Below are 26246 nucleotides of genomic sequence, written 5' to 3'. Positions count from 1 at the left end.
ATTGAGCCAAAAGATTCGCGCGGGATTCTTGGGAATCGGGTCCTATCTCCCTGAGAAGGTCCTGACCAACCAAGACATGGAAAAGATCGTGGAGACCTCCGACGAATGGATCGTTACCCGGACCGGGATCAAAGAGCGGCACATGGCCGCCCCCGACCAGACGACCTCGGACATGGCCACGGAGGCCGCTAAGGCGGCCTTGGCTGACGCCAAACTTTCCCCGACGGATCTCGACCTCATCATTGTGGCCACCATCACCCCTGATACCCCGACACCGGCGACCGCCTGTTGGGTGCAGAGCAAGTTGGGGGCGCCTCAAGCGGCGGCCTTCGACCTTTCGGCGGCTTGTTCGGGCTTCGTCTACGGTCTGTCGGTGGCGAAATCGCTCATTGAGAGCGGAGCCTTCAAGAATATCCTCCTGATCGGCGCCGAGAAGTTGACCGCCTTCATCGATTGGAAGGACCGTGGTACCTGCGTGCTTTTCGGGGATGGTGCCGGGGCCGCCGTGCTGGGCCCGGTCGCGGAAGGCCAACATGAGATCCTCTCCTCCTTCATGGCCGCCAATGGTAAAGAAGCGGACCTGCTCAAAATCCCGGGTGGCGGTTGCAAACTCCCACCGAGCCCCGAGACGATCGAACAACGGCTTCATACCCTCAAGATGGAAGGGAAGGAGATCTTCAAGACGGCGGTAAAGGTCATGTCCGAGGCGACCGTAGAGGCGGCCGAACGGGCCGGGTTCGGATTGGCGGACGTCTCCATCATCATCCCCCACCAGGCCAATCGCCGGATCATCGAGGCCATTGGTGACCGTTTGAAAGTGGCTTCGGACAAACTTTTCGTGAACCTGGACAAGGTGGGCAACACCTCCGCCGCTTCCGTCATCATCGCGCTGGTGGACGCGGTCAAAGCGGGCAAGGTCAAGAAGGGCGATAACGTGGTCTTCGTCGCCTTCGGGGCCGGTACCACTCTCGCTTCTTCTGCGGTGAGGTGGTGAACATGAAAACCGCTTTTGTTTTTCCGGGTCAAGGTTCTCAAGCTGTCGGTATGGGGAAGGCCCTTGCCGAGACCTTTCCGGAAAGCCGCGATTATTTTGAAGTGGCTGATAAGGCCTTGGGGTTTTCCCTGTCCAAGCTGTGCTTCGAGGGTCCCGAGGAGGAATTGAAGAAAACCACCATCACCCAACCCGCCCTCCTGACCTGTTCCGTGGCGGCTTTGGCCATCCTCAAGAAAAACAATCTTCCGTTTGGCGCGGTTGCCGGGCACAGTCTGGGCGCTTATAGCGCCTTGGTCGCGGCGGCAGTCCTCGGGTTCGAGGACGCTGTCCGCCTCGTGCGTCGCCGGGGTGAATTGATGGAGGAAGCGGGAAAGGGCCGCGGGACCATGGCGGTCATCCTGATGCTGGATGAGGACAAAGTCCTGCAAGCTTGCCAAGAAGCCTCGACCCAAGGCGTGGTGGAGCCGGCCAACGTCAATTGCCCTGGACAGATCGTCATTTCAGGGGAGAAAGCCGCTGTTGCTACGGCTTGTGAAAAGGCGAAAGCCTTGGGCGCAAAACGAGCCATGGAACTTCCAGTGAGCGGGCCTTTTCATAGCTCCTTGATGAGGCCGGCAGCCGACGGCTTGCGTTCCGAACTGGAAAAGGTCCAGTTCTCGAAACCGTTGGTTCCCTATTACTCTGATATTGATAGCTTCATTCTGGACGATCCGGAAAGGATCAAGGAGAGTTTGGTCCGCCAGTTGATGGCCCCGGTGCAATGGACAAAGACCATCCAAAAAATGTCCGAGGACGGATTCGATCGATTTATTGAGGTCGGTTCAGGCAAGGTGCTCAGCGGCCTGATCCAAAAGATCAACAAAGAAGCTATGGTCGCCAACGCTGGCGATCCGGCGTCCATCCAAACGGTGAGCGAGGCGAAATGAGCTTGAAAGAAAAGGTCGCAGTGGTGACGGGTGGGAACCGGGGCCTCGGCAAGGCGATTGCCTTGCGGTTGGCCCAGGAAGGGGCTTCGGTGGCTCTTTGTGGGACCAATGAGACAACGATCCAGGCGGCCGTTTCGGAGATCCAAGCTTTGGGACGGGAAGCCTTAGGGATCAAAGTCGATGTCTCCAAGGGTTCCGATGTCGAGGCATTCGCAAAGGCGATACTGGATAAGTTCGGGAAGGTCGACATCCTGGTGAACAACGCCGGGATCACCCGGGACAATCTGTTGCTCCGCATGAGCGAACAGGAATGGGACGATGTCCTCGATACTAACTTGAAAAGTACCTTTCTTATGACGAAGGTCTTCGTGAAGCCGATGATGAAGGCCCGTCAGGGCCGCATCATCAACATCACCTCCATCGTGGGAGTGCGAGGGAACGGCGGCCAAGCCAACTATGCCGCTAGCAAGGCTGGGATCATCGGCCTGACCAAGACGACCGCCCGGGAGTTCGCAAGCCGTTCGATCACCTGCAACGCCGTTGCGCCCGGGTTCATCCAGACGGACATGACCCAAGCTTTGGGGGACAAGGTCAAGGAGGAGCTGACCCAGCAGATCCCCCTGGGTTTTTTGGGTGAAACATCCGATATCGCCAGCGCGGTCACGTTCCTCGCTTCGGAAGGGGCCCGATATATCACGGGACAAGTCCTTTGCGTGGATGGGGGAATGGTGATATAAGGGTGCGCTTTCTGTGGTTGTTGAAAAGGCTTTCGTTTTGCTTATGATGAAGAACAATTTTTCCGGAGGTGGAAAAGATGGCTATTGAAGACAAGGTGAAAGAGATCATCGTGGACCAATTGGGTGTGGAACCCGATCAGGTCAAACCCGAGGCTTCCTTCATCGACGACCTAGGGGCCGATTCCCTCGACACGGTCGAACTGGTCATGGCCTTTGAGGAGGAATTCGACCTCGAGATCCCCGACGAGGACGCCGAAAAGATCAAGAGCGTGGGCGACGCCATCAATTACATCAAGGGCAAGGCTTCCGAATAATCCCTTCGAATCCAGGAGCTCCTCTTTGAAACGAGTGGTCATCACCGGTATGGGGGCCATCACTCCCAACGGCAACAATCCGACGGATTTCTTCACGAACATCTGCGATGGCAAGAGCGGCATCGGAATCGTGACCCGCTTCGACCCGGCCCGTGTCCCCAGCAAGATCGGGGGCGAGGTCAAAGGTTTCGAACCGGTCGCCTTCGGGATCGAGAAGAAGGACGTGAAGAAGATGGACCTGTTCGTTCAGTTCGCCGTGGCGGCCAGTCTTCAGGCCGTCAAGGATGCCGGATTGGACATGACCAAGGAGGACAAGACCCGGGTCGGGGTCCTGATCGGTTCCGGTATCGGGGGGCTCCCGGTGCTGGTCGAGCAACATGCCCGACTCATCGAAAAGGGACCGGACCGCGTGTCGCCCTTCCTTATCCCCATGATGATCATCAATATGGCTTCCGGCATGACCTCCATTTACTTGCAAGCCCAAGGACCGAACACCTCCACGGTCTCGGCCTGCGCCTCGGGGGCCCATGCCATAGGAGAAGCCATGCGTTGGATCCAGAAAGGCGAGGCCGACGTGGTCGTCGCCGGTGGTACGGAAGCCTGTATCACCGAACTGGGCTATGCGGGTTTCAGCAACATGCACGCTCTTTGCATGGACTTTAACGAACATCCCACCCAAGGAAGCCGACCGTTCGATAAAAAACGATGTGGCTTTGTGATGGGCGAAGGCGCTGGGATCGTGGTCCTTGAATCCCTCGAACACGCCCAAGCCCGCGGAGCGCGGATCTACGCCGAAGCCGCCGGTTATGGCATGACTTCGGATGCCTATCACATGACCACTCCGGCCGAGAACGGCGAAGGGGCGGCCCGGGCCATGGCCCTGGCCCTGAAGGATGCCAAGATGGGTCCGGAGGCCATTGGCTACCTGAATGCCCATGGTACTTCCACACCCTATAACGACAAGTTCGAGACCATGGCCATCAAGACCGTCTTTGGCGATCATGCACGGAAGGTCGCCATTTCCTCGACGAAGTCGACGACGGGTCATCTGCTCGGCGCCGCAGGCGGTATCGAATTCGTGGCCTGCGTCATGTCCCTGCTCAAAGGCATATTACCGCCGACCATCAACCAGGAAGAGGCCGATCCGGACTGCGACCTCGACTATATCCCGAACCAGAAGCGGACGGCGTCGGTGGATGCCTGTCTTTCCAACTCTTTGGGGTTCGGCGGTCATAATGTCTCCCTCATTGTTCGCAAATTTAATCCGTAAAAAGAACAAGAAGGTTCCCGCTCCCGGGATCGAGATCGACAAGGACCGATTAACGGTCTTGAAGTCGTTCTCGAAGCGTCTTGGGATCCCCTTGGGGGATGGCCAGTTCCTGAACGAGGCCCTGACCCACAAGTCCTACACCCATGAACGGAAAATGGCGCCGGGACACAATAACGAGAAGCTGGAGTTCCTCGGGGATTCGGTCCTTGGGTTGGTCATCAGCCAGCACGTTTTTGAGTCCTACCCGGATGTCACCGAGGGTGGCCTCTCCAAGGTCAAGAGCGTGATCGTCAGCGCCCAGGTCTTGAGCGAGAAGGCCCAGGAGATCAATCTGGGGGAATTCATCCTTTTGGGGAAGGGCGAGGAAAAATCGGGCGGGAGGGTCCGGCCAGGCCTTCTCGCGGATGCCCTGGAAGCCGTGATCGGGGCGGCCTATTTGGTCGGCGGACTGCCAGCGGCCCAAAAAATGGTCCTTTCCATGTTGCGGGAGGATGTCGATAAGGTCTTTAGCGGGCGGATCGAGAAGGACTACAAAACCCTTCTTCAGGAACATTTCCAGAAGACCCAGAAAACCGCCCCGCGTTATGAGATCGTAAGGGAGTGGGGGCCGGACCATAACCGTAATTTCGAAGCTTCCTGTTCAGTCCACGGCAAGACCCTTTCGACCGGAGTGGGGAAGAACAAGAAGGAAGCTGAACAGGTCGCGGCCCAAGAGGCCATTCGCAAACTCCAGATCGCGGTCTCGACCCCCAGCGACCATAAGATATGAGGAGTAGCCATGGCTAAGGGCGCCGGGGCGGTCCTTTTCTTCATCCTTATCGGGGGGATCCTGGGTGGCTACCTCGGGGAGCTGTTGGCCCTCCTGACCCCGCCGGGGTTCTTTCACGACCTTTTTTCCAAGGGCGTCACCATCGGGTTCAACGATCCACTGGTCCTGGACCTTCGGATCCTTTCCTTCACATTCGGGGTCAAACTATTCATCAATTTGACGGCCCTGGCCGGAATGGTCTGGGGCTATTTCCGTTCTAAATGACCCCGGAAACCTTGATCCTGGCTTCCGCATCCCCTCGACGCCGTGACATCCTTCGGTTCGCAGGGATCCCATTCCGGGTCATCGCGCCCAAGGGAGTGGACGAAGCACCCCGGAAAGGAGAGCGGCCCGACGCTTTGGCCCGTCGCCTCGCCTTGGCCAAAGCGGTCGAAGTTTCCGTCCGGAATCCGGATGCCTGGGTCCTGGGTGCGGATACGGTGGTGGCCATTGGGGCGCGCACTTTCGGCAAGCCAAGGAACGTGCGGGAAGCGCGGACGATGCTTCGAAATCTCCAAGGAAGGGCCCACGCGGTCTATACGGGAGTGGCCCTGGTCCGTAACGTGAAAAAAAGAAGGGTTCGGGTCGAAAGAACAAGGGTTCTTTTCAAGAAGTTGTCGTCAAAGGAATGGGGTCCCTACCTGAAGAGCAGGGAACCCTATGACAAGGCAGGTGGTTATGCGATCCAGGGTACGGCTCGAAAGTGGGTCCGACGGTATGAGGGAGAATATTTTACGGTGCTCGGACTATCTCTTCGATGGTTATTGGCCGAATTGAACCGTCTTTAACCGTTCACATAGGTCTTCACGTCGACCTTGGCGCGTTGCCGCTTCAGGAATTCTTTGAGCCAATTGTCCTGCATTCGTCCATAGATCCTCTGTTGAAATTCCTGTTTTTGTTGATCGGTCAAGGAGACGGCCCTTTCCGCGGGTCTCGTTTCGGCGACCTGGAAGAAATACTGCTTTTTACCGATGGAAAGGGGGCCTTTCCAATTCCCCTGGAACAAGGTGGCCAAGTCCAAAGCGGTATCTTGCGAATCCTTTAAGCCTGGGATACCGGAATGGGCGTTGAACCATCCGGTCTCCAAACAGGACAAACCGAGGTCGGAGGCAGCTTTCTTAAGACCGATCCCATTCCTTAGGTCGTCCGCCAATTCGGTCGAGATCGAATAGAGTTTTTGGGACCCTTTTTCCTGCTTGTAACGCTCAAGGACCTTTTCTTTGACCTCGGCAAAAGTGCTTTTATAGGCCTTTTCGGTATCCAAGGCTTGGACAAGATCGTAGCCATTGCCCAGTTTCAGAGGTTTACTGATCTCGCCTTTTTTGAGCTTGAAGATCCCTTCCTCGAATTCAGGGTTATCCTTCAGCATTCCCCGGTCGACCCATCCCAGATTCCCCCCGTCGGCCTTGGTCCTTTCATCATTGGAGTACTTCTTGACCAAGTCGGCGAATTTTGCCTTGCCTGAAAGGATCTGTTCCCGGTAACCCATGAGATCCTTTTGGAACTTCTCGCCTTCCAAGGGGGAGCCCCCTTGGGTCGTCAAATAGAGGTGGCGGATCTTGACGCGGTCCGGGTGGTCGAATTGGGTACGGATCCTTTGGTAATAGTCCTTCAGGTCCATTTCGCTGGGCGAGAAGCCCTTTTCGAACGAAGGCTCATCCAGGGCGATATAAAGGGCTTTGAGGTCCCGTTGGGACAATTCATTGAAATGGCCCGCCTCTTCCGTTCCGACGAACATGGAATCGGAGAGGATGGAACGCATCTTTTGGATGAGCATTTGTCTTTTTTCCGATGCTTCGAAATCCTCAGGAGTCATTTGATGGGTGCGAAGGACATCGAAATAGGTCTCTTTATCGAAAACCCCGTTCTTCATGAAATAGGATTGATTCCGGATGACACCCGACAACTCCTCGTCGCTAACGCTGATGCCGAGTTTTTGGGCGGCTTGTCGCATCAAAAGATCGTCGATCATTGAGTCGAGGACTTCCTTGCGGACCTCTTTGGTCTCTGCGGGGGTCGGGCCCTCTTCGCGAATGGAGTAAAAACGGTCCAGGGCGTTCTGGCAGGCCTTGTTGTATTCAACCAGGGGAACGCCGTCCTCGCCGACTTTCGCAGCATAGACGCCGGAATCGAGCTTGCCGCCGTTCGTGAACTTCATTCCGAAAACGAAAAAGATGCTACTGACGAATGCGGCGACCAAGCCCCAAAGCACGATGTGCATGGTCCGTTTATCCCTTAATGTGCGCATCATGTAGAGGCCTCCTGGATGTGGGGTTCAAAGAGTGGATCGGTCTGTTTTGAGAAAACCGGCGCATTATATCAATTAAGACATGGGGGACAACTTCTTGAGATGGGACCTATCCAAACGGCTTATATCGGGTATTTATTGTCGAGGAAGGGAGGTGTACGGAGGCCCTCCGTTGACAGTGCTGCGGAAAATCATGATATAATCGTTAAAATCCTTGACCCCCTCCCTCCGCGAGGAAAGAGCGTTTGAATTTCTCCCTGCGCCGAATCCATCTTGCTCTCTGGTTTACTGCTTCTTTCCTGCTCCCATTTTCGGTCTTTGCGGATAGCGTCAGTACGACGGGCGTCCAATTCCTCAAGATCCCAGCGGGAGTCCGTGGGGCCGGGATGGGCGGAGCCTTTACGGCCATTGCGGACGATGTCAGCACCACCTATTGGAACACGGCCGGGTTGGCCCTGCTGGACAAGGCCGAACTGAATCTCTTGCACATGGTCTACTTCGCCGGCACGAATTACGAGTTCGGTGGGGTCGCGATCCCATTGCAACCCGGAAGTACTTTGGGGCTTTCGGCCTCCATGGATTTTGTGCCTTCCTTTAATTCCACGAACGATCCCTTGGCAACGCCAGGAAGCGCTTCGGATTACGCCATTTCCTTGGGCTTTGGACAGCTGTTTGGGGACAATTTCGCTTTGGGCATCGGTGGAAAGTTCATTTCCAGTAGTTTGATCACTTATAGCGCTACCGGTGAAGCCATGGACGCTGGCCTTTTGTTTTTCACCAAGGACAGGTCATTTTCGATCGGGCTTTCCGTCCAGAATGTCGGGCAGATCTCCAACTTTTCCCAGTTCTCGTCGCAGGAAAAGCTGCCTTTGGTCTATCGTGCGGGCCTGGCCTACCGGTTCCAACCCAAGGATCCGACCCATTTTTCGCTCGGGGTGGACCTTGAAAAGCCGATCGATAACGACCCGATCGTCCATGTGGGGGGTGAACTTTGGTGGGGGGCGAAGGAGTTCGCGGCCGCCTTGCGGGCAGGCTATAGTCTGGACCCCCTGAACCAGGACTTGGGTGGCGCCTCAGGGGCGACACTCGGGGCCGGGTTCCGTTACACACCTTTTGAGATCAATTATGCCTTCGTCCCTTTCGGCGCCCTGGGGGACACCCATCGGTTTTCTCTGACCTATCGGTTCGAACCAACGGAGGTCCAACCGGCCGCTGAGCCCGCCCCGAAGGCGGTCGCGGTGGAGATCAAGCCCCAGATCTCGGATTACCAAACGGGAACCTTGAAGCAGGCGACCTTCGACCTGAAGCCCCAGGCCCGGACCGACATCAAGACCTGGAATCTGGACATCACCGATTCGAAGGGGAACGTCCTTCGAAGCTATTCGGGTATAGGGATCCCGCCGCGCCAGATCGCTTGGGATGGGCGGGACAACAACGGGAACGTCGTGACCGGCGGTATTTTCGCTAACTACAACCTCAAGACGGTGGACGTCCGGGGCCAGCAGGTCGTGGCCAGCGATCCCATTTTCAAAGTGGCCCAGATCAACGCCAAGGAAATGCCGATGATGGCTTCGGCGACCATGGAAGCGAAATCCTTTCCAATGCCGGTGATCCCCGAGACGATCCAACCCATCGGCATGTCAGGTACTGTGAAAGTGCCGAGTCTTTCCTTCGACGAAAAAAGCAGTAACATCAGCCAGGGATTCTCGCGCTATTTGGATCAGGTCGCGAAGCTCATCCGAAAGTATCCCAATTGCCGGGTTTATATCGAAGGGCATGCTTACGACGAAGGCCCGGAAAAGACGGCACTGACCTTGTCGCAGAACCGTGCTGACGCGGTCCTGCGATATTTGGTCGAAAAGGGCCGGGTCTCTCCCGATAACCTATACTCAAGAGGCCATGGGGATTCGTCGCCGTTGGACAACCGGGATACGGAAGAGGCGCGTTATACAAACCGCCGTGTTGATATCGTCATCCTCACCAAATGAGTTCGAAAGGCCGCCCATGATCCATCCATACCGTGTGGTTTTTCCCGTTCTGTTGGTTTCCCTTACTTTCATGGAGCTGGGTTGCCAAATGATGGGCGCCTCCTATGAGTCCCTCCTTTTGTTGGATCAGAGCGGAAAGACACCTGAGGCCTTGGCGGGATATCAAAAATATCTGAAAGAACATCCGGCCACTCTCTTGAGCGCTCCCATTTATTATCGGATCGCCAAGGACTACGAATCCCAAAAGGATTACTCGAACGCCATTCTTTGGTACGAGAAGATCCTGGCTCAATATCCCCATTCGGATGAGGAACTCCACGCTATTTTGGACCTTGCCGCCTTATATCGGGACGAGCTCAAGAATCCCGCGAAAACCATGGAGTACAACCAAAAGGCATTCGATCGTTATCTGGACAATATACAGATCAGGGAAGCGGTCCAGTCCTTGATCGACCTTCAACTCGGTAATGCGGTGACCCAGTATGCGGCTAAGGATTACAAGACGGTCGTGGATTCCATCGACGGAATCCAGCGAAATTTTCCGGCCGTTTTCATCCCCCCGGATACCAAGGCCAAACTTGATTCCTTGCGCGACCGGGCGCGACGGGCCCTGGTGATCGCGGCGGCTTCGGTGGACTGGATCGTCCTCAAGAGCGAGATCCCTTTCAATAAAAGTTATGAGGGGGATTTTTCCGCTCCCCTGCGGGATGAACAAATACTTCCGTCGCCCGATGGACAATACTTGGCGCAAAGAAAGAAGGCGTCCAACGGGAAATATTACCTTTATGTGGCCAAGGTCCCGGCCAAAGGGGACGAGGTGCGGTTCGATCTGGTGCCCCAGACCATCGGGGCCGAATTGCCCGCTTGGTCACCGGATGGGAAAGAACTTGTCTATTGGCGGCGGCAGGGCAGTTCGCGTCATTTGGATAAGACCGATGTCCAGACCAAAAAGACCCAAGTGCTTTTCTTGACCAAGGGGAACGGCCTAGGGATCCACCCCGCGTTCCATCCGGCGGGGAACAAGATCGCTTATGTTTATGAAGGACGGATCACCCTGGCGAACATCGGGAATTCGAGCTTTAAACAACTGTTGAAAACGTCCAAAAAGCTTGATTATACTGCCGCCCTCGATTGGTCGAAGGACGGAACGATGATCCGGTGTTCCCAGCAGGATAAGCACGGCCAATTGACCGAAGAATTGTTGATCTTGGATGTTTCCACCCCGACGGCCCAACAATAGCAATGACCGACTGGATCGAGGCTTCATGAAAAATCTTTTCTTCCTGGGGATACTGGCCGTTTGCACGCTTTCCACTTCCCGGTTGATGGCCCAAGATTCGGAAAAAGAGGCCATATATCTTGAGGCCATCAAGGCCAACCCCAATAATTTCGCGGCCCACTACAACCTTGGGGTCACCTACCTAAAAGAACAGCGATTCGAAAAAGCTATCCCTGAGCTCCAGAAGTGCACTCAGCTTGACCCTGCCGACAAGTCCTCCAAGACCCTTTTGGAACTTTGCAGTGGTATCCAAGAGATGCAAAAAGGGAACTATTCGAACGCCTCGGGGCGTTTCCAGAGCGCCTTGAAATTCGACCCCGCCAATTCCGATGCCAAAAGACTGCTGAACAAGTGCAATTCGAAGATATACATGGATGAAAAGAATTACAGCGCGGCGACGACGGCTCTATTGGCGGTGATCCAGGACGAACCAAAGGATGTCTCCGCTTACAAGAACCTCGGGTTCATTTATTTCCAACAGAAGGATTACAAAAAGGCGGTGGGTTTTTGGACCAAGGCTGTGAACCTGCAAGCGGATCCGCAGATCCACAAATTCCTTGGATTTTCCTATTACAATCTCGGCAATTTCAACGACGCCATCGATCATTACGCTAAGTCCATCGCCTTGGAAAAAATGAAGCCGGAAGCGGACCAGGACAAGGATTCCTTGGATGAGACTTATTACGATCTTGGCGTGGCTTACAATGACAACGCCTCCTTTGACCAGGCGGCTGAGGCTTTTGGCAATGCTTTTAGGGTCAATCCCAAAGATGCGAACGCGGCGGTGGCGCAGGCCCAGTCGCTGGATGCAGCGGTCAACTCCCACATGGAAAAGGCCAGTAATTTCCTTCTGAACAACCAATATTCGGATGCCATCGGCGAATGGAACAAGGTATTGAAGCTCCAGCCTGAGAACCAACAGGCCCAAAATTTCATCGCGGATGCCAAGGGGAAGTTGGCTGGGGAAGTACAAAAACACCTAACGGCCGGTAAGGTGATGATCAAGAAGGGCGACACGGTGAATGGCTTGAACGAACTGAACATCGCCAAAAAGATGGACCCGGAAAATCCGGACGTGGTGAGGGCCATCAATGCTTTGAAGGTCAACACCAAGGAGAAGGTGAAAGCCTTGATCGCGGAAGGCGATGAGTTCTATCGTTCCAACGATTATTCCGATGCTTTGGTCAGCTATCTCAAGGCCCAGAAGACCGATCCGCACAGTACGGCCGCCAAGAAAAAGGTCGCCATGTTGAGGTCCAAGCAAACCAAGGACATCAAGAATGTGCTCGAAAAGGCGGACCGTGCCTATGATAAAAGGGATTACTTGACGGCGAAAAAGTACTACCAAGTGGCGTTACAGTTGGACCCGAATAACGAAAAGGTCAAGGAGAGCCTTTTCCGGGCGCAAAAGGACATTTCGAACCGTGTCAAGGAGTTGGACGAGGAGGGGGTGACCCTTTTCAATAGTGGCAACAAAGAAAAAGCAAAGGCCGACTTTGCAAAGGTTTTAGAGTACAAGCCGAACGATGACACGGCCAATGATTACATCAAACGGATGACAGGGCAGCAGGCCCAGGCGAAAGTCGACGCCGAGAAAGTCAAGGCCCTGTATTATGATGGGGTGAACCTGTACATCAATGGGAAGATCCACGAGGCGATCGACAAGTGGAAGGACTGTTTGAAGCAGGATCCCAACAACGTCAACGCACAGGCCAACATCAACAAGGCCATGGTGAAACTTCAGTCGATCGAGAAGTTAAGCCAGAATTGAACTTTGTCCCCGCGACTGACTTGGACGCGGGTCTTTGGAAAAGCCGTAAAGGCGGGCGTAATTCAGCGGTAGAATGCCAGCTTCCCAAGCTGGACGTCGTGGGTTCGAGTCCCATCGCCCGCTCCATTTTATTTTCTCCTTCTCGCGTTCTTTTTTTCATTTCGATCCTTTTGACCGTTCCTTCAATCCCCGTCTCGGCCTTTGAAACGAATCCCGCGGGCCCCGAAAAGGTCCATTTGGGCGCATTGGAACTTTTTTTCGATGACCTGCCTCAAGAGATATCGCCGGTCAATACCTTGGGGCCGGAATTTTCATTGGAACGTCTGCCAAGATTGGTGAGCGGGTGGGCGAGTGGGCGGCCCGGGACTTCCATCCCGGCTTATTTATCCATTCCCCCGGCCATTTACTACGAAGGTATGGCTTACCCTCTCGATCCGGCATTTCTTTCGACCTGGCTTCCGAGGACCGGTAGCGTCCTATTGGCTGATACGCCTGTTCAAGCATTTTTAGGACCGGCTCGCGGGAAAAATGCCTTTCTTTTGCAAAGACCCCGGTTTGGAGAGGATCATGGCAATTTGTCCGTTGTAACAGGAAACGCTGGGGACTCGAGGATCTTTTTGGATGGACAAAATGAGACGTTCGCTGCGGAGGGCGCTTTTAACCATGGCGGGACGGAAGCGGAAGGATTTACCGATGGTTGGGTGATCAATGGGGATGCAAGATGGGGTGGGTCCGGGCCGATCCGAGGTGAGAACGGCTTATTGGCAGCCCAGTGGCTGGGCCATGATGGTTGGGTCGCGGCTTTTTCACGCATTAAGGTCGATCTGGCAAATTTCCAGGAAATTGATTGGAAACCCTATTTTCAAAAAGCGATTCAGGACGGCATTGGCGTCCAAGAGTTCGGGAATGAGATCGATTATCATCTGAATTTCGCCGGATTGGCTGAATGTCAATTGGCTGGTGGGTGGAGCCGTTCGGAACCCCAAGGGACCGGGGCTGGGCCTGCCAAGGAACGGACATTCATTCAAAATACAGATCTAGTGGATGTGCTAGGAATGGCGAATTTGATCTTCGCGTTCCGGGAGGATATTCCGAGCGATGCCGATCCCATTCCTAACTTTTTGATCGGCCTGAAGGGGAAATTGACGGATGAGTGGACCGTTTTGGGAGACCTTCAAACGGCCGCTTGGGCCTCGGGGGTCAATGACAGGGTAGGGGAGATGGGTTTGGAGAATTACCTGGACCCGAAACTTTGGGTGGGTTATGGATTCCTTCATCAGGAAGTTGGCGGCAAGGATTGGAATGGTGGGAGGCTGGATATCCGATCGAACCGATGGGATGTCCCATTTTTTTATAATAGGCCGATCTCTGTTGAAATTTCAGGACGAGGACTTTGGGAAGAAACCGGTAGCTTTCTATGGGATTGGGGAGGAAAGTTCTTGTGGGAGTTCCTGCCGGGATGGAGTGGCTGGGTTGGCGGCCGAAAAACGACCGACCAGCCCTGGTGGGCGGAAGTTGGAGTGAATATCCCATGGGACGGTCATTTTCGTTCTATGATCACTGTGAGTAATTTGAACGGCCTCTATGGTCGGACAGATGGCTTGTACGGACCGCAAGGCGTTGGTGTTTTTGCGGGTTTGGATGGAGAGTTTTAATGTCGTCACTAAAGATCGATAAAAATCTTGTCTTGGGAACAACTTGGGGCCTCCTGTTGGTATTTCTTTCGACGTCCCTGTGCGCCCAGACCGCAGGGACCAATGGCGGAGACTTGTTGAAAGTGCCTTTAGGTGTTCGCCCGACGGCTATGGGCGGTGTTTATTCCGCCCTCGGGGATGATGTCTATGTGATGGACTACAACCCAGCCGGGTTGGCACGGGTCTCAAAATACAGCCTTGGACTGGACCATATACAAGGTTTTGCTGATATCCAAACCGAGTCCTTGAGCTTGGCTCTTCCCACCAAAGACTATGGGAATCTTGGGTTTCAGGTCGTTTTCCGCCACATGCCGGACATTCAAAATGTACTGGCGACCGATCCACCGGTCGGGGTCCAGGATTATCTCGTAACGATCGCGGACGGCCAGCAATTCGGTCCGGTGGCCATTGGAGGATCCTTTAAGACCCTCGTCTCGATCCTCGGCGATAAGCAGGCGTTCACTCAAGCCTTCGACCTTGGTTTCAAAATGCAGGTCTTGGAGACCGATCTGGCAGTTGCCGTGCAGAACGTAGGACCGGCGGTTCAATATGAACCTGATCCCCAGGGTCAGGATCCCTTACCTTTGACCTTCCGTTTTGGGATCGCCAAACCCCTGATCGTTTCACCGTCGTCCACGCTTTTGGCGGGCGGAGAGGCTTTTTATGTCAACGACGAGGGGGCCCAAGCGGCCCTCGGATTGGAATATTGGCATCGTAGTCTTTTGGCGCTCCGGATTGGTTACCGGTTCAGTGACGAGGGGAATTTGAACGGAGGATTTTCAGCGGGTGCGGCCTTGCGATACAACATCGGCAAATTGGAATACGAGATCGGATATGCCTGGCGGCCGGCCCAAGTAAGTTCCGGCTTTATTGCCAATTCCCATATTTTTGGACTGCTTTTTTGGTATTGAGACCCTGGAAATAGGCCTTTTTCTTGACAATCCGAGGACCAGTGACTAAACTCACCCCTCTTTGGTCCATTCCATCGAATGGCCTTAATTTGGGGAGGAACCATGTACGCCGTCATTCAAGCGGGTGGGAAGCAATACAAAGTTTCCGAAGGGGATGTCATCACCGTAGACCGTCTTTCGGGCGATCCGGGGGACAAGGTGGAGTTCGATAAGGTCGTCCTTCTGGAGAACAATGGTCAGCTTCGCATCAAACCAGCGGACCTGAAGAACAGCAAGGTCACGGGAAAGATCGTTTCCAAGACCCAGGGCAAGAAGATACGCGTCTTCCGTTATCGTCGCCGCAAGAACACCATGCGGACCAAAGGGTCCCGTCCAAAATATTCACTGGTCAGCATCGAGAAGATCCAGAACGCTTAAATCCAACTTGGAGGTCGGTCGTGGGTCAACATAAAGCGGGTGGTTCCACCCGCAATGGACGGGATAGTCATAGCCAACGGTTGGGTATCAAGGCTTTCGGCGGGAACTTCGTTACCGCAGGAAGCATCTTGGTGCGTCAGCGTGGTATGCGCTACAAGGCGGGATTGAATGTGGGCGTTGGAAAAGATGACACCCTTTTTGCCAAGGTTTCCGGGTTGGTCTCATTCCGCGAGTTCAAGAAGGGTCTTAAGAAGGTCAACGTCGAGCCACAACAAGCTTGAGCGAATGGTCTTTCCAACCCCGCCCGGATCGGGCGGGGTTTTTTTGTTTCTAGGCATTTTAAAGGGTTGCCATGATCGTCGATGAGGTCAAGATCACCGTTGAAGCAGGCAAAGGCGGCGATGGCTGCATCAGCTTTCGCAGGGAAAAATACGTGCCTAAAGGCGGCCCGGATGGCGGTAATGGCGGCCGAGGCGGGGATATTGTCCTGGAGGCCCGGAACGATGTGAGCACCCTCGTCGATTTCATTTACCGTCCCCTATATCAAGCCAAACACGGGGAACACGGAAGAGGGAAGAAGCAGCATGGACACGCGATCGAACCCATGATCGTCCGTGTGCCGGTCGGGACACTGGTCTGGGAAGACGGCGGTGATCTCTTGGCCGATATGAACGAGGAAGGGATGCGGTTCTTGGCGGCCCGGGGTGGCCGCGGGGGACGAGGCAACGCGACTTTCGTGACATCGACCCAACAAGCACCCCGTCTTGCGGAAAAAGGGGAGCCGGGCGAGAGCAAAAACCTTCGGCTTGAGCTGCGGCTTTTGGCGGATGTGGGGCTAGTGGGCTTTCCAAATGCTGGAAAATCGACCCTGCTTTCCAGGTGCACCAAAGCGAGACCAAAGATCGCGGATTACCCTTTTACGACCTTGGAGCCCCAATTGGGCGTGGTCCAATTGCCCGGAGAGCGCAACTTCGTCATGGCGGATGTGCCTGGGTTGATCGAGGGAGCCAGCTTGGGCAAGGGGCTCGGGATCAAATTCCTAAGGCATTTGGAAAGGACCCGGGTCCTGCTCCATCTGGTGGACCTAACGGGGATCACCCAGTTCCGGGATCTCCAGAAACGGATCCAAACGATCCAGGCCGAGCTCAAGAACCACAGCCCAAAATTCTTGAAGATCCCCCAGATCCTGGTCTTCACGAAATTGGACGCCTTGACGGAAGTTGATCACTTGAAATGGGCAGCGAAATTGAAAGACCGTTATTTGGCGGTCATGGCCATATCCGCCGTCACGGGCAAGGGGCTCCGGGAACTTCTGGAAGCCGCCTGGGATGCCCTGAAGAAGGCGGCCGACGCGCCGATCGAACAGCCATCGGTGGCCCCCAAGAATCTTTATCAAGCAAAGGTACGCTTCACGGTCGATAAACGGGATGGCATTTTCTATGTCGAAGGGGCTGAGATCAAGAAATGGGTGGCCATGACCCGGTTCGAGGTCCGGGACTCCTTGGAACGCTTCCACAAGATATTGGGTAAAATGGGTGTCTTGAGGGAATTGAAAAAGCAGGGAGCGAAGGAAGGCGATACGGTCTTCCTGGAGGACCGGGAACTGATCTTCGATGGGGACCGCAAGGGAAATCATGAACGCCTTACGTAAACAGCATCTATCCAGGGTCAAAAGAATGGTTGTGAAGGTCGGAAGCAGCCTTCTGACCGATCCAAAGAAAGGCGGTATCCGTTCTTTGTTCCTGGGGAACTTGGCCCGCCAAGTCCTGGATCTGACATCCCGCGGATTTGAGGTCGTAGTGGTCACCTCGGGGGCCATCTCGGCCGGGGCCTTCAAATTGGGATTGACCCGACGTCCCAAGGAAGTCTCGAAGTTGCAGGCCTTGGCTGCAGCCGGACAAAGCCGCCTGATGGGTGGTTATGAAAAAGCCTTCCAAAAGGTCGGACTGAAGGTGGCCCAGATATTATTGACCCGTGAGGACCTTGCGGAACGGGAACGCTATACCAACCTGCACAATACCTTCAAGGAATTGTTCGACTATGGGATCGTTCCAATCGTGAATGAGAATGATAGTGTGGCCGTGGATGAGATCCGTTTTGGGGACAACGATACCTTGGGGGCCCTAGTCACCCACCTTTCCGAGGCCGATCTTTTGATCATCCTGACCGATATTGATGGGTTCTATTCCGAGGATCCTCGAATGAATCCCCAAGCCCATCTTATCCATGAGGTTGAGCGGATCAGTGCCGAATTGGAAAAAGGAGCCCGAAATACGCAATCAAGCGTGGGAACCGGCGGCATGCAAACCAAGATCCGGGCAGCGCGTAGTTTGATGCAATCGGGGATCCCGATGGTGATCGGTCATGGCAATCGATCCCAAATCCTGAAAAAGATCATGGACGGGGAAAAGGTTGGAACTTTGTTCATCCCAACGGTCCATCGGATGACGAGCCGGAAGCGTTGGTTGGCATGGGGCGTTCCCACCCAAGGGGAGATCATCGTTGACGAGGGGGCCAAAAAAGCCATTTTGGAACGGAACGGAAGTTTATTGGCCATCGGTATCAAAGGCATACGTGGGGATTGGGGGCGGGGGAGCGTCGTGTCGATCCTGGACGGAGCCGGACAAATGCTGGCCAAGGGGATCTCGAATTATTCCTGCCAGGAGCTAAGTGCGATCAAAGGCTTGCGGAATGGAGAGATCGCCCAGAAAACGGGCGTGCCAGCGCAGGAAGTGGTCCATGTGGATAACCTGGTCGTTATGGGGTCCGGTCTTTCCGCTTAAAGTGGCCATGAAAGCTTGTTTTTTTTAGGAAGGAAACCATCTAAAATGCGGTAACTTGCGGGGTCCTTGGCCCTGATCCGATACCTTGAAGGGTAAGATGCCAAAAAAGAACTATTACGAGATCTTCAAAATCTATCCCCCGATCGATCCTGTACATTTGCAAGAGGCTTATAAGCAGCTCATTTTTGAGAACCACCCGGACAGGAATCCAAGTCGGCAGGAATGGGCCATTGAACAGACCATGGAGATCGTGGAGGCCTATAACGTCCTAAGCGATCCGGTCAAACGGGAGATCTACAATTTCCAGGTCCGGAACGACATTCGCAAGGACCCGGGTGAGATCTTTGGGGTCAAAAAAGGCCTGCTGAAGATGATCAAGTCGAAAGAAGAAACGGCGGCCGAGGAGCATTTCAATAAAGGGAATGCGTTCTTCCAGGAAAGGGATAATTGGAACCAAGCCCAACATGAATGGGTTTCCTGTCTTAAATTGATCCCGGGTTTCGTGAACGCCCACTTCAATTTGGGCATCCTTTATGGTTACCAAGGCAACTTCAAGGACGCGGTGGCGTGTTTCGAGAGGGCCATCAAATATAATCCGAACGATTATGAGGCTAAAAAGACCTTGAGCACGGCCATGGGTTACGTCTACGGTAAAAAGGTTTAAGGAGATGCGGGTCCATGGGTGATAAAGGTATCGTTGTCGGGATCGATCTTGGGACTTCCAATTCATGCGTTGCTTACCTGAACGGAGGGGAGCCGCAGGTATTGGCCAATGGGGACGGTTATCACACGACCCCTTCGATCGTGGCCTTCACCGCCCAAAGGACTTGGTTGGTTGGTTTGGACGCCAAACATCAGGCCGTGACAAATCCCAAGGGGACCGTTTCTTCCATCAAACGGTTCATCGGCAAAAAGATCAATGACGAAGACGTTCAAAAGGACAAGACCCTCGTTTCATACGACTTGGATGGGGCCGAGAACGGGGACATTCGCGTCAAATTGGACGACCAATTAAAATCCCCTGAGGAGATATCGGCGATCATCCTTCAGAAATTGAAACAGGATGCTGAAGCCCGCCTCGGTGAAAAGATATCCAATGCGGTTGTCACTGTTCCGGCCTACTTCAATGATTCCCAGCGCCAGGCGACAAAAGATGCCGGCAAGATCGCAGGGTTCGAGGTTTTGCGGATCATCAACGAACCAACGGCGGCCGCACTTGCTTATGATTTCGACACGAAAAAGAACCAAAAGGTCGCTGTCTACGACCTGGGCGGCGGGACCTTAGACGTGACCATCCTCGAGCTTTTGAACGGTCTTTACCGGGTTTTGGCGACTTGTGGGGACACCCATTTGGGTGGGGATGATTTTGATCAAGCGATCATGCAATGGGTCCTTGAAAAGTTCAAGGCGGAGCATGGTATCGACCTGAGGGACGAGCCGATCGCGCTTCAGCGGATCAGAGAGTCGGCAGAAAAGGCGAAATGTGACTTGTCGACCGCGGCGACCGCGGAGATCAACCTCCCCTTCATTACGAAACGAGAAGGTACCCCATTGAACCTTGCCTATGGCTTGTCCCGGGAAGAATTCGAGGGGATGGTCGCCCCCCTCCTGGAGAGGTCATTGGAGCCCTGTAAGAAAGCGCTAAGGGACGCGAATTTGACGCCCAATGATCTGACGGATGTCATCCTGGTGGGCGGAATGACCCGGATGCCGAAGGTCCGGGAGGCCGTTAAAAAGTTCTTCAATAAAGAGCCCAACACGAAGATCAATCCGGATGAATCGGTCGCCATGGGGGCGGCCCTCCAGGCCGGTATCATCAATGGAAGCGTTCGAAATGCCCTTCTCTTGGATGTCACGCCCTTGTCCCTGGGAGTCGAGACTTTAGGGGGGACCTTTAGCGTGATCATTCCGCGTAACACGACGGTCCCCACTAAAATGAGCAAACTTTATTCGACCGTCAAGGACATGCAAACCTCGGTCAATGTCAAGGTCCTTCAAGGAGAATCAAAACTCGCGGGCAACAACAAGACGCTCGGTTTTTTCTCGTTCATCGGCCTGCCCCCCGCCCCTGCGGGTACCGTCCAGATCGAAGTGACCTTTTCCATCGACTCGAACGGGATCGTGAATGTGACGGCCAAGAACGTTGCAACGGGCCAGCTCCAACAAATGAAGGTTTCGGCCACTAGCGGCTTGAGCAAGGAGGAACTCGATACCCTGGTCCAAAGTGCAAAGGGGCGGGTCATTTCCTCCGCGCCGGCCGAGAATAAGGCTACTTTCGAGAAGCCCGCCAAGAGACCCGCAGGAGCCCAGGAGTCGGCCCCGATCTCAGCGCCGACGGTGTCCCCTGAAGGGGACTTTTTGACCGGTGATATGATCGATTCGTTCCTCAAAGACCCCGGGGATTCCCACGGCCGATGAAGTCGATCGCACTTTTTGGTGGGACATTTAATCCCATCCATTTCGGGCATTTGGCCATTGCCGAGGGAATCCGGGCCAAATATGACCTGGATAAGGTCATTTTTGTTCCGACCCACACACCCCCTCACAAGCAATCCGATGAGCTGGTTTCGGCCTTCAAAAGGGCCATCATGGTCCATTTGGCGACGGTCAGTAATCCTTGTTTCGATGTTTCGACTGTTGAGGTCGACAGAGGTGGAAAATCCTATTCGATCGATACGGTCCGATATTTCTCCCAACTATATGAAGGCAAGGTCGGTATCTATTTCATCGTCGGGGCCGATATGCTGGCCGAGATCGGTAAGTGGAAAAATATTGGGGAACTTTTGAAATTGTGCAGGTTCATCGCGGTTTCGAGACCGGGCTATGACGCCCAGAGGATCTTCAACCAAAACTTCCTTTCGTCTGAAAATTTCGAATTCGCAACAGCATTGGTGGAGAACGTCCTGATCGAAGAGATGCCAATGCTCGAGATCAGTGCCAGCGATATCCGCCGGAAGGTCCGGGAATGGAAAAGCATCAAGTACCTTGTCCCTGAGGCGGTCGAACAATTCATCCACAATCAAAAACTTTACTTGTAGGGGGCCCATGCAGATCGTGAATTTCATGGAGGAGACAGTCCGCAGATCGCTCGACGAACTTTTGAACGAGCCCAATTACCGTGATCTCGACCTGGATGAAAAGGCGAGGCTGGATGTCCTGGCCTACGCATTGAATCACCTTCCACCTAAATATGTGGTGACCGAACGGGGTCATTTATTCACTCGGGTGGAGGAAATGCGACAGCAATTCAGGACGGATATCCTCGTTGCGCTTTCCCGGGCTATCGAGAAAGTACGTTCCAACCCCCAAAAGGGAAAGAACTGAGAATGGACCTACCGCTGAACATCCGAAGAATGGTGGAGGCATTGGAAGATAAAAAAGCCATGGACATCCAGGTTCTGGATGTCAGGGAGATCGTCTCCTATGCCGACTTCTTGGTGGTCTGTTCAGGTTCATCCACGACCCAGGTCAACGCGATCGTGGATCATTTGTCGTGGGTGTTCCAGGGGAAGGAGAAGCCCACCTATCAGAGCCGTTCCAAGGATAATTCCTGGTGGACCCTCGATTTCGTGGATGTCGTGATCCACGTGTTCCTCGAAGAGACCAGGCGGTTCTATGATCTTGAGAACCTGTGGGCCGATTCAAGGAAAGTGGCCCTTTGAACCGCCGCCGGTCCTTGGCGTCCCTTTAATTGGCCGGAGAGTACTCGACGATCCGACCGTTCCCAGTATCCGCCACGAAGATGTTCCCGTTGGAGTCCATCGTCATTCCGTTCGGTTCGCTCAGCCCTTGAGCAGTCCCGAATTGTGCCAGGAAGTTCCCATTGGCATCGAAGGTCTCGACCCGGTCATTGAGCGAATCCACCACATAAACTTTTCCGGAACCGTCGACCTTAACGTCGGCCGGACCGCTGAATTGACCGGCCGCGGAGCCCGTTTGGCCCCAAGTGGCGATCAGGTTTCCGCTGGATGCGAGTTTCAGGACCTGATCCGAGTCGTAATTCGCCACATAGATGTTGCCGTTGGTATCCTCACTGGCGTTCGCCGGGAAATTCATGCTGCCATTCCCATTGAATTGACCCGTCAGTGTCAGTGTCTGATCGAACCGGTAGATGCTATCCGAATTGTCCGCGACATAAAGGTTGCCCTGGTTATCGAAGAAAACACCCGTCGGATAAATGAAGAGATAATATTCACCTTCTGTCGGCTGAAGCGTCGCAATGAGATTCCCGTTGGGATCGAATTCCACGATCCGAGCGTTCCCCGAGTCCGCCACATAGACATTTCCGTTATGCACCGCGATACCTTGCGGCTGGTCCAGGGCATTGGGACCAAGGTTTCCCCACTGTCCTAAACGGTTCCCATTCATGTCCATCTTGAAGACCTGGTTCAGGGCCATGTCGGTCACGTAGAGGAAATGGTTGGCCGTATCGCAAGCGATCCCGCTTGGGTAGGACGATTGGGTATCCTGGACCGGCGAGAAGGTCTTGTTAAAAACAGGAGCGGTAAAAGGAGCGGGGCCGGCCGCCGTGGTGGTTGCTCCCGGGGCAAAAGGCGTGTCCAGGTGCCCGCACCCTTGAAGGAGTAACCCTAGCAAGAGGGAGAGGCTGGAGATGGTTCGGATGTTCTTCATGGGACACCTTCCTGATTGGGATGACCGATATTTCCGGCCTCACCTCACTTAACGCAACAGTGGTGCCAAGTGACACAGTCGTTTTTGGGCCCAAAAACAGGGATTTTCCCCTGGCTGGAAGGCAATGAAGGTGTTGAAACTACTCAGGTGGGAAAAAAGTATCCAGGGACGTGTGTCAAGGGTGGTTACTTAGAAATACCCCAAAAAAATTAGGGAAGAGGCAAAAACTGCCCAAAATATGGGATTTTTACCACCCGAGCTCACTTGGATTTTTAGAAAAAGCCGATACAATTTGAACGATAAAGGAAATGGTTTACCTCCGTTTAACCTTTATCATTCCTTGGGTCAGGGATTCCTTGTATTGAGCCGAAAACGCCTGAAAAATGATATGTCCCCTTGTCAGCGAAGGGGCATAAGCCGGTCCCTTTTTTGCTTTTTTGGAAAAAGGGAAGGGGATAACCACACTTTGTCCACTCATCGTTCCCTAAAACCGACCTCGGTTTTGCTTTGCCTTCTTGTGTTCGCAAGCGGGGCTTCGACTCTTATGGCCCAGACCTGTCCTTCCTGGTCCGTGGTCGGCGATGCCACCCTTGGTCCCGCGACCAACGCCGCCGTGACCTTGACCACGGCGACTGGCGGTCAAAGCGGCGCGGCTTGGAACACGACCCCGGTCGATCTGACGCAGGACTTTACACTTCATTTCAACATTTTCTTGGGAACGGGAGCCGGTGGTGCGGACGGCATCGCCTTCGTTCTCCAGAACGATCCCAGAGGTTTGTCGGCCATCAGCGGTAATGGACAACCTTGTGGGTTCTGTTTGGGCTACGCAGGCATCAATCCCATTACGCCTTCCGTGGCTTTTCCCATCAATACCTACCAGACGAACGGGGTGATGTCCGCCTGGCAGAACGGGGTGACCACCCAGACCTGCGCTTATTTCGGGGCTCCAGGCAATAGTTGTCCCTATACCTTTTCGGGCCAGATTGCCAACAACGCCGTCCATGCCGTTACGATCCAATGGAACGCGTCCAGCACGACCTTGAACTGGATCGTGGTGGATGCGGCGGGCAATCCCCAGACCATGACCTATACCCGTGACCTCATCAATGATGTCTTCTACGGGCAGACGACGGTCTACTACGGTTTTACCGCGGCTACGGGCGGAGCGAACAACCTCCAATATGTCACCGGAGGATCCTGCAATACCCCGACACCCACTCCCGCCTGCGTATCGCCCGTCACTTTTGGAAAGACGACCGCCGGTACCACGACCAGTGCGAACCGGGTCGCCAACCAGGACAGTACTCTTTATACCTTGGCCAGTTCCGCAACGATCACCTCCATGAGCATCAGCATGGTCTCGGCTACCGCCGTGACGGGTATTTTAGGGATCTATTCCGATAATGGTGGGGTTCCCGGTTCCTTGCTGGGGCAGACCGCGCAAGTCCCCTTGTCGGCTGGATTGAACACTTTGCCCTTGCCCCCTACGGCACTTACGGCCGGGAGCTATTGGCTGGCTTTTTATCTGACCGGGACCACGGGAACGGTCCGTTATTCCACGGGGGCCGCCAATACCGAATATTCTGTCGGGGTCGCAACCACGCAGAACAGCATGCTGAGCCCTTTCACGGGAGGAACAGCGGGCACGAACAATTACGTGATCTACGCGGTTGGATGTCAGGGGCCTGTTTACACAAATACCCCGACCCGGACTTTGACCTTTACGCCCACGAATACCCCGACCGCGACCCCCACGGGAACGCCCACCGCGACCCCGACCAATACGTCCTATATCACCTGCCCCATCAGCTTCCAACAAGCTGTCAGCGTTTCCCAGGCTTCGGGACCGGCCGCAGTGACCATGGCCTTGACCATTCCCACGAACGTGGTCAATCCACTTTTGGTGGTTCAGGTGACCTTCCAGTCGAATTCGACCGGGATATCATCTGCGACCTATAACGGTGTGGACCTTACGCCTGCCATGGGTGTAACCGGAACTGGATTTTTAGCCGATGCATTTTTTACTTTGTTCGAACCTGGCATTCAACTGCCCACCGATGGTTTATCACATGACATCGTCATTGTCCCGACGGGTGCGGCCAATTTGATCGCAGGAGCCATGGTTTTTTCAGGTATCGATCAAACGGCCCCGCTCGGGAATACCGGTAGCGCCCAACAGGCTTTCAATGGGACAAGTCCAAGTATGACCATTCAAACTTTCGGCAATAATTCCTTGATAGTTTCTGAGATCCACCCACGAGCCAATGGGGCCATCACACCACAAGGAAGCCAGGTCCAAGCCTGGGCCATTACGAATCCCGCTTGGGCTCGTCCTTTGGAGGGGGATTATCAGATAGCAGGGGCCGCTGGTTCATATGCGGTGACCTATACCACGGTAAGCACTCGTTCGGAGACCCAGGCAGTCGAATTCTATGCGGCGAATTGTAACCCGACCCCCACGCCGACCAGGACTCCCACCTTCACCCCAACGTTAACTCCAACCAATACTGTGACGCGGACCCCGACATCTACCGTTTCGAATACAGCCACACAAACTGCGACAAACACCGCCACTCGTACCGCTACTTCAACAGCGACAAGCACCCCTAGCAATACGGCCACGGCAACCGCCACCAGGACCGCCACCTTGACGGCGACAAACACGGCCACGAATACAACTACGGCGACCGCCACCAAGACCGCTACATCGACGGCGACAAACACGGCCAGCAATACGGCGACGAATACTGCCACTAACACGGCCTCAAACACTGCCACGAACACGGCTACCAATACCTCCAGCAACACGGCCACGAATACAGCCACTCGTACCGCTACTTCTACAGCGACCAATACGGCCAGTAACACGGCGACGAACACCGCTTCGAATACGGCAACCAGTACGGCGACGAACACGGCCTCAAACACTGCCACGAACACGGCCACCAATACCGCCAGCAACACGGCCACAAATACAGATACGGCAACTGCTACCAGGACCGCCACCTTGACAGCGACCGACACTGCGACGAATACGGCCACAAACACAGCGACGAACACCGCTTCGAATACTGCCAGCAACACGGCCACGAATACAGCTACGGCGACCGCCACTAGGACTGCCACCTCGACGGCGACCAATACGGCTAGTAATACCGCGACGAACACCGCTTCGAACACAGCAACCAGTACGGCGACGAATACTGCTTCAAACACTGCCACCAACACGGCCACGGCAACTGCCACGAACACTGCTACTTTGACAGCGACCAACACGGCAACAAATACAGCCACGGCGACCGCCACCAATACCCCCACCTCTACAGCGACCAATACGGCCAGCAATACAGCGACGAATACCGCCACGAATACAGCAACCGGTACTGCGACGAACACCGCTTCGAACACAGCAACCAGTACGGCGACGAATACTGCTTCAAACACTGCCACCAACACGGCCACGGCAACTGCCAC

The 26246-nt window shown here is 54.5% G+C and carries 25 protein-coding genes and 1 tRNA gene; 24 read left to right on the top strand and 2 right to left on the bottom strand.

Going from position 1 to position 26246, the window contains the following annotated elements:
* Window position 1: 1 nt before the first annotated feature.
* The 8 genes from VHE12_13465 to VHE12_13430 all read left to right on the top strand — a co-directional run bounded on the left by VHE12_13465 (window position 2) and on the right by VHE12_13430 (window position 5837).
* Entirely contained in the window at window positions 2–994 is a 993-nt protein-coding gene (locus tag VHE12_13465; protein HVZ81789.1) for a beta-ketoacyl-ACP synthase III, read from the top strand.
* Window positions 995–996: 2 nt separating this feature from the next.
* Entirely contained in the window at window positions 997–1920 is a 924-nt protein-coding gene (gene fabD, locus VHE12_13460) for an ACP S-malonyltransferase (GenBank protein HVZ81788.1), read from the top strand.
* A complete protein-coding gene (gene fabG, locus VHE12_13455; GenBank protein HVZ81787.1) occupies window positions 1917–2657 on the top strand; it encodes a 3-oxoacyl-ACP reductase FabG in 741 nt (246 codons plus the stop codon). Before fabD ends, fabG begins: the two co-directional genes overlap by 4 nt.
* A 77-nt stretch (window positions 2658–2734) precedes the next feature.
* Complete coding sequence (locus VHE12_13450) at window positions 2735–2971, top strand: acyl carrier protein (protein ID HVZ81786.1); 237 nt, start codon at window positions 2735–2737, stop codon at window positions 2969–2971.
* A gap of 34 nt (window positions 2972–3005) precedes the next feature.
* Window positions 3006–4241: a beta-ketoacyl-ACP synthase II gene (fabF, locus tag VHE12_13445; GenBank protein ID HVZ81785.1), complete on the top strand. Its 1236-nt coding sequence runs from the start codon at window positions 3006–3008 to the stop codon at window positions 4239–4241.
* On the top strand, window positions 4219–5010 hold the full coding sequence (gene rnc, locus VHE12_13440) for a ribonuclease III (protein HVZ81784.1): 792 nt from the start codon (window positions 4219–4221) through the stop codon (window positions 5008–5010). Before fabF ends, rnc begins: the two co-directional genes overlap by 23 nt.
* A 9-nt stretch (window positions 5011–5019) precedes the next feature.
* Window positions 5020–5274, top strand: a complete 255-nt coding sequence (locus VHE12_13435; protein ID HVZ81783.1) for a DUF4321 domain-containing protein — start codon at window positions 5020–5022, stop codon at window positions 5272–5274.
* Window positions 5271–5837, top strand: coding sequence for a nucleoside triphosphate pyrophosphatase (locus tag VHE12_13430; GenBank protein ID HVZ81782.1), 567 nt, complete (start codon window positions 5271–5273; stop codon window positions 5835–5837). Before VHE12_13435 ends, VHE12_13430 begins: the two co-directional genes overlap by 4 nt.
* Here VHE12_13430 and VHE12_13425 read toward each other — a convergent pair.
* Window positions 5834–7300 (bottom strand): SurA N-terminal domain-containing protein, encoded by a 1467-nt coding sequence (locus VHE12_13425; protein HVZ81781.1) that lies wholly within the window; start codon window positions 7298–7300, stop codon window positions 5834–5836. The two genes, VHE12_13430 and VHE12_13425, sit on opposite strands and share 4 nt — an antisense overlap.
* 242 nt (window positions 7301–7542) lie before the next feature.
* Here VHE12_13425 and VHE12_13420 point away from each other — a divergent pair, with 242 nt between their 5' ends.
* From VHE12_13420 to rsfS, 15 genes are all read left to right on the top strand, one after another.
* Window positions 7543–9285: a PorV/PorQ family protein gene (locus VHE12_13420; GenBank protein ID HVZ81780.1), complete on the top strand. Its 1743-nt coding sequence runs from the start codon at window positions 7543–7545 to the stop codon at window positions 9283–9285.
* A 16-nt stretch (window positions 9286–9301) separates the two neighbouring features.
* The gene (locus tag VHE12_13415; GenBank protein HVZ81779.1) at window positions 9302–10525 is read left to right on the top strand and encodes a hypothetical protein; all 1224 of its coding nucleotides are present in this window, start codon (window positions 9302–9304) and stop codon (window positions 10523–10525) included.
* Between the two features lie 25 nt (window positions 10526–10550).
* Window positions 10551–12335, top strand: a complete 1785-nt coding sequence (locus VHE12_13410; GenBank protein HVZ81778.1) for a tetratricopeptide repeat protein — start codon at window positions 10551–10553, stop codon at window positions 12333–12335.
* A gap of 51 nt (window positions 12336–12386) precedes the next feature.
* A tRNA-Gly gene (locus tag VHE12_13405) sits at window positions 12387–12461 on the top strand.
* A complete protein-coding gene (locus VHE12_13400) occupies window positions 12434–13990 on the top strand; it encodes a hypothetical protein (GenBank protein ID HVZ81777.1) in 1557 nt (518 codons plus the stop codon). Before VHE12_13405 ends, VHE12_13400 begins: the two co-directional genes overlap by 28 nt.
* Entirely contained in the window at window positions 13990–14940 is a 951-nt protein-coding gene (locus tag VHE12_13395) for a PorV/PorQ family protein (GenBank protein HVZ81776.1), read from the top strand. Before VHE12_13400 ends, VHE12_13395 begins: the two co-directional genes overlap by 1 nt.
* 102 nt (window positions 14941–15042) lie before the next feature.
* Window positions 15043–15357 (top strand): 50S ribosomal protein L21, encoded by a 315-nt coding sequence (gene rplU / locus VHE12_13390; protein HVZ81775.1) that lies wholly within the window; start codon window positions 15043–15045, stop codon window positions 15355–15357.
* 20 nt (window positions 15358–15377) lie between these two features.
* On the top strand, window positions 15378–15638 hold the full coding sequence (gene rpmA / locus VHE12_13385) for a 50S ribosomal protein L27 (GenBank protein ID HVZ81774.1): 261 nt from the start codon (window positions 15378–15380) through the stop codon (window positions 15636–15638).
* A 71-nt stretch (window positions 15639–15709) separates the two neighbouring features.
* The gene (gene obgE, locus VHE12_13380; GenBank protein HVZ81773.1) at window positions 15710–17008 is read left to right on the top strand and encodes a GTPase ObgE; all 1299 of its coding nucleotides are present in this window, start codon (window positions 15710–15712) and stop codon (window positions 17006–17008) included.
* Window positions 17009–17039: 31 nt separating this feature from the next.
* Window positions 17040–18140 carry a glutamate 5-kinase gene (proB, locus tag VHE12_13375; protein ID HVZ81772.1) on the top strand — a complete coding sequence of 367 codons (1101 nt, stop codon included), beginning with the start codon at window positions 17040–17042 and terminating at the stop codon, window positions 18138–18140.
* A 97-nt stretch (window positions 18141–18237) separates the two neighbouring features.
* Window positions 18238–18804: a DnaJ domain-containing protein gene (locus VHE12_13370; protein ID HVZ81771.1), complete on the top strand. Its 567-nt coding sequence runs from the start codon at window positions 18238–18240 to the stop codon at window positions 18802–18804.
* 14 nt (window positions 18805–18818) lie between these two features.
* The gene (gene dnaK, locus VHE12_13365; protein HVZ81770.1) at window positions 18819–20558 is read left to right on the top strand and encodes a molecular chaperone DnaK; all 1740 of its coding nucleotides are present in this window, start codon (window positions 18819–18821) and stop codon (window positions 20556–20558) included.
* Entirely contained in the window at window positions 20555–21178 is a 624-nt protein-coding gene (gene nadD, locus VHE12_13360) for a nicotinate-nucleotide adenylyltransferase (GenBank protein ID HVZ81769.1), read from the top strand. The genes dnaK and nadD overlap by 4 nt, the downstream gene beginning before the upstream one ends.
* 7 nt (window positions 21179–21185) lie before the next feature.
* Window positions 21186–21464 carry a late competence development ComFB family protein gene (locus VHE12_13355; protein HVZ81768.1) on the top strand — a complete coding sequence of 93 codons (279 nt, stop codon included), beginning with the start codon at window positions 21186–21188 and terminating at the stop codon, window positions 21462–21464.
* 2 nt (window positions 21465–21466) lie between these two features.
* Window positions 21467–21802, top strand: coding sequence for a ribosome silencing factor (gene rsfS / locus VHE12_13350; GenBank protein ID HVZ81767.1), 336 nt, complete (start codon window positions 21467–21469; stop codon window positions 21800–21802).
* Window positions 21803–21827: 25 nt separating this feature from the next.
* On the opposite strand, the gene VHE12_13345 is transcribed toward rsfS, so the two are convergent.
* Window positions 21828–22772 carry an SMP-30/gluconolactonase/LRE family protein gene (locus VHE12_13345; GenBank protein ID HVZ81766.1) on the bottom strand — a complete coding sequence of 315 codons (945 nt, stop codon included), beginning with the start codon at window positions 22770–22772 and terminating at the stop codon, window positions 21828–21830.
* 544 nt (window positions 22773–23316) lie between these two features.
* Between VHE12_13345 and VHE12_13340 the strand changes: the two genes are divergently transcribed.
* Window positions 23317–26246 (top strand): L-type lectin-domain containing protein (locus tag VHE12_13340; protein ID HVZ81765.1); only part of this gene is annotated, 2930 nt, incomplete at its 3' end.

It is taken from the genome of bacterium (genome assembly GCA_035549195.1).
Classification (GTDB): Bacteria; Oederibacteriota; Muellerivitia; order Muellerivitales; family Muellerivitaceae; genus DASZRK01.
Note: the sequence above shows the minus strand (reverse complement) of the source record. Positions and strands in the feature narration are given on the sequence as shown.

Excerpts from the sequence above, each read along its gene's own strand:
- fabD (HVZ81788.1), top strand. The coding sequence starts at position 997 with ATGAAAACCGCTTTTGTTTTTCCGGGTCAAGGTTCTCAAGCTGTCGGT.
- fabG (HVZ81787.1), top strand. The coding sequence starts at position 1,917 with ATGAGCTTGAAAGAAAAGGTCGCAGTGGTGACGGGTGGGAACCGGGGC.
- VHE12_13450 (HVZ81786.1), top strand. The coding sequence starts at position 2,735 with ATGGCTATTGAAGACAAGGTGAAAGAGATCATCGTGGACCAATTGGGT.
- VHE12_13435 (HVZ81783.1), top strand. The coding sequence starts at position 5,020 with ATGGCTAAGGGCGCCGGGGCGGTCCTTTTCTTCATCCTTATCGGGGGG.
- VHE12_13430 (HVZ81782.1), top strand. The coding sequence starts at position 5,271 with ATGACCCCGGAAACCTTGATCCTGGCTTCCGCATCCCCTCGACGCCGT.
- VHE12_13425 (HVZ81781.1), bottom strand. The coding sequence starts at position 7,300 with ATGATGCGCACATTAAGGGATAAACGGACCATGCACATCGTGCTTTGG.
- VHE12_13415 (HVZ81779.1), top strand. The coding sequence starts at position 9,302 with ATGATCCATCCATACCGTGTGGTTTTTCCCGTTCTGTTGGTTTCCCTT.
- VHE12_13410 (HVZ81778.1), top strand. The coding sequence starts at position 10,551 with ATGAAAAATCTTTTCTTCCTGGGGATACTGGCCGTTTGCACGCTTTCC.
- VHE12_13395 (HVZ81776.1), top strand. The coding sequence starts at position 13,990 with ATGTCGTCACTAAAGATCGATAAAAATCTTGTCTTGGGAACAACTTGG.
- rplU (HVZ81775.1), top strand. The coding sequence starts at position 15,043 with ATGTACGCCGTCATTCAAGCGGGTGGGAAGCAATACAAAGTTTCCGAA.
- obgE (HVZ81773.1), top strand. The coding sequence starts at position 15,710 with ATGATCGTCGATGAGGTCAAGATCACCGTTGAAGCAGGCAAAGGCGGC.
- VHE12_13370 (HVZ81771.1), top strand. The coding sequence starts at position 18,238 with ATGCCAAAAAAGAACTATTACGAGATCTTCAAAATCTATCCCCCGATC.
- dnaK (HVZ81770.1), top strand. The coding sequence starts at position 18,819 with ATGGGTGATAAAGGTATCGTTGTCGGGATCGATCTTGGGACTTCCAAT.
- nadD (HVZ81769.1), top strand. The coding sequence starts at position 20,555 with ATGAAGTCGATCGCACTTTTTGGTGGGACATTTAATCCCATCCATTTC.
- VHE12_13355 (HVZ81768.1), top strand. The coding sequence starts at position 21,186 with ATGCAGATCGTGAATTTCATGGAGGAGACAGTCCGCAGATCGCTCGAC.
- rsfS (HVZ81767.1), top strand. The coding sequence starts at position 21,467 with ATGGACCTACCGCTGAACATCCGAAGAATGGTGGAGGCATTGGAAGAT.
- VHE12_13345 (HVZ81766.1), bottom strand. The coding sequence starts at position 22,772 with ATGAAGAACATCCGAACCATCTCCAGCCTCTCCCTCTTGCTAGGGTTA.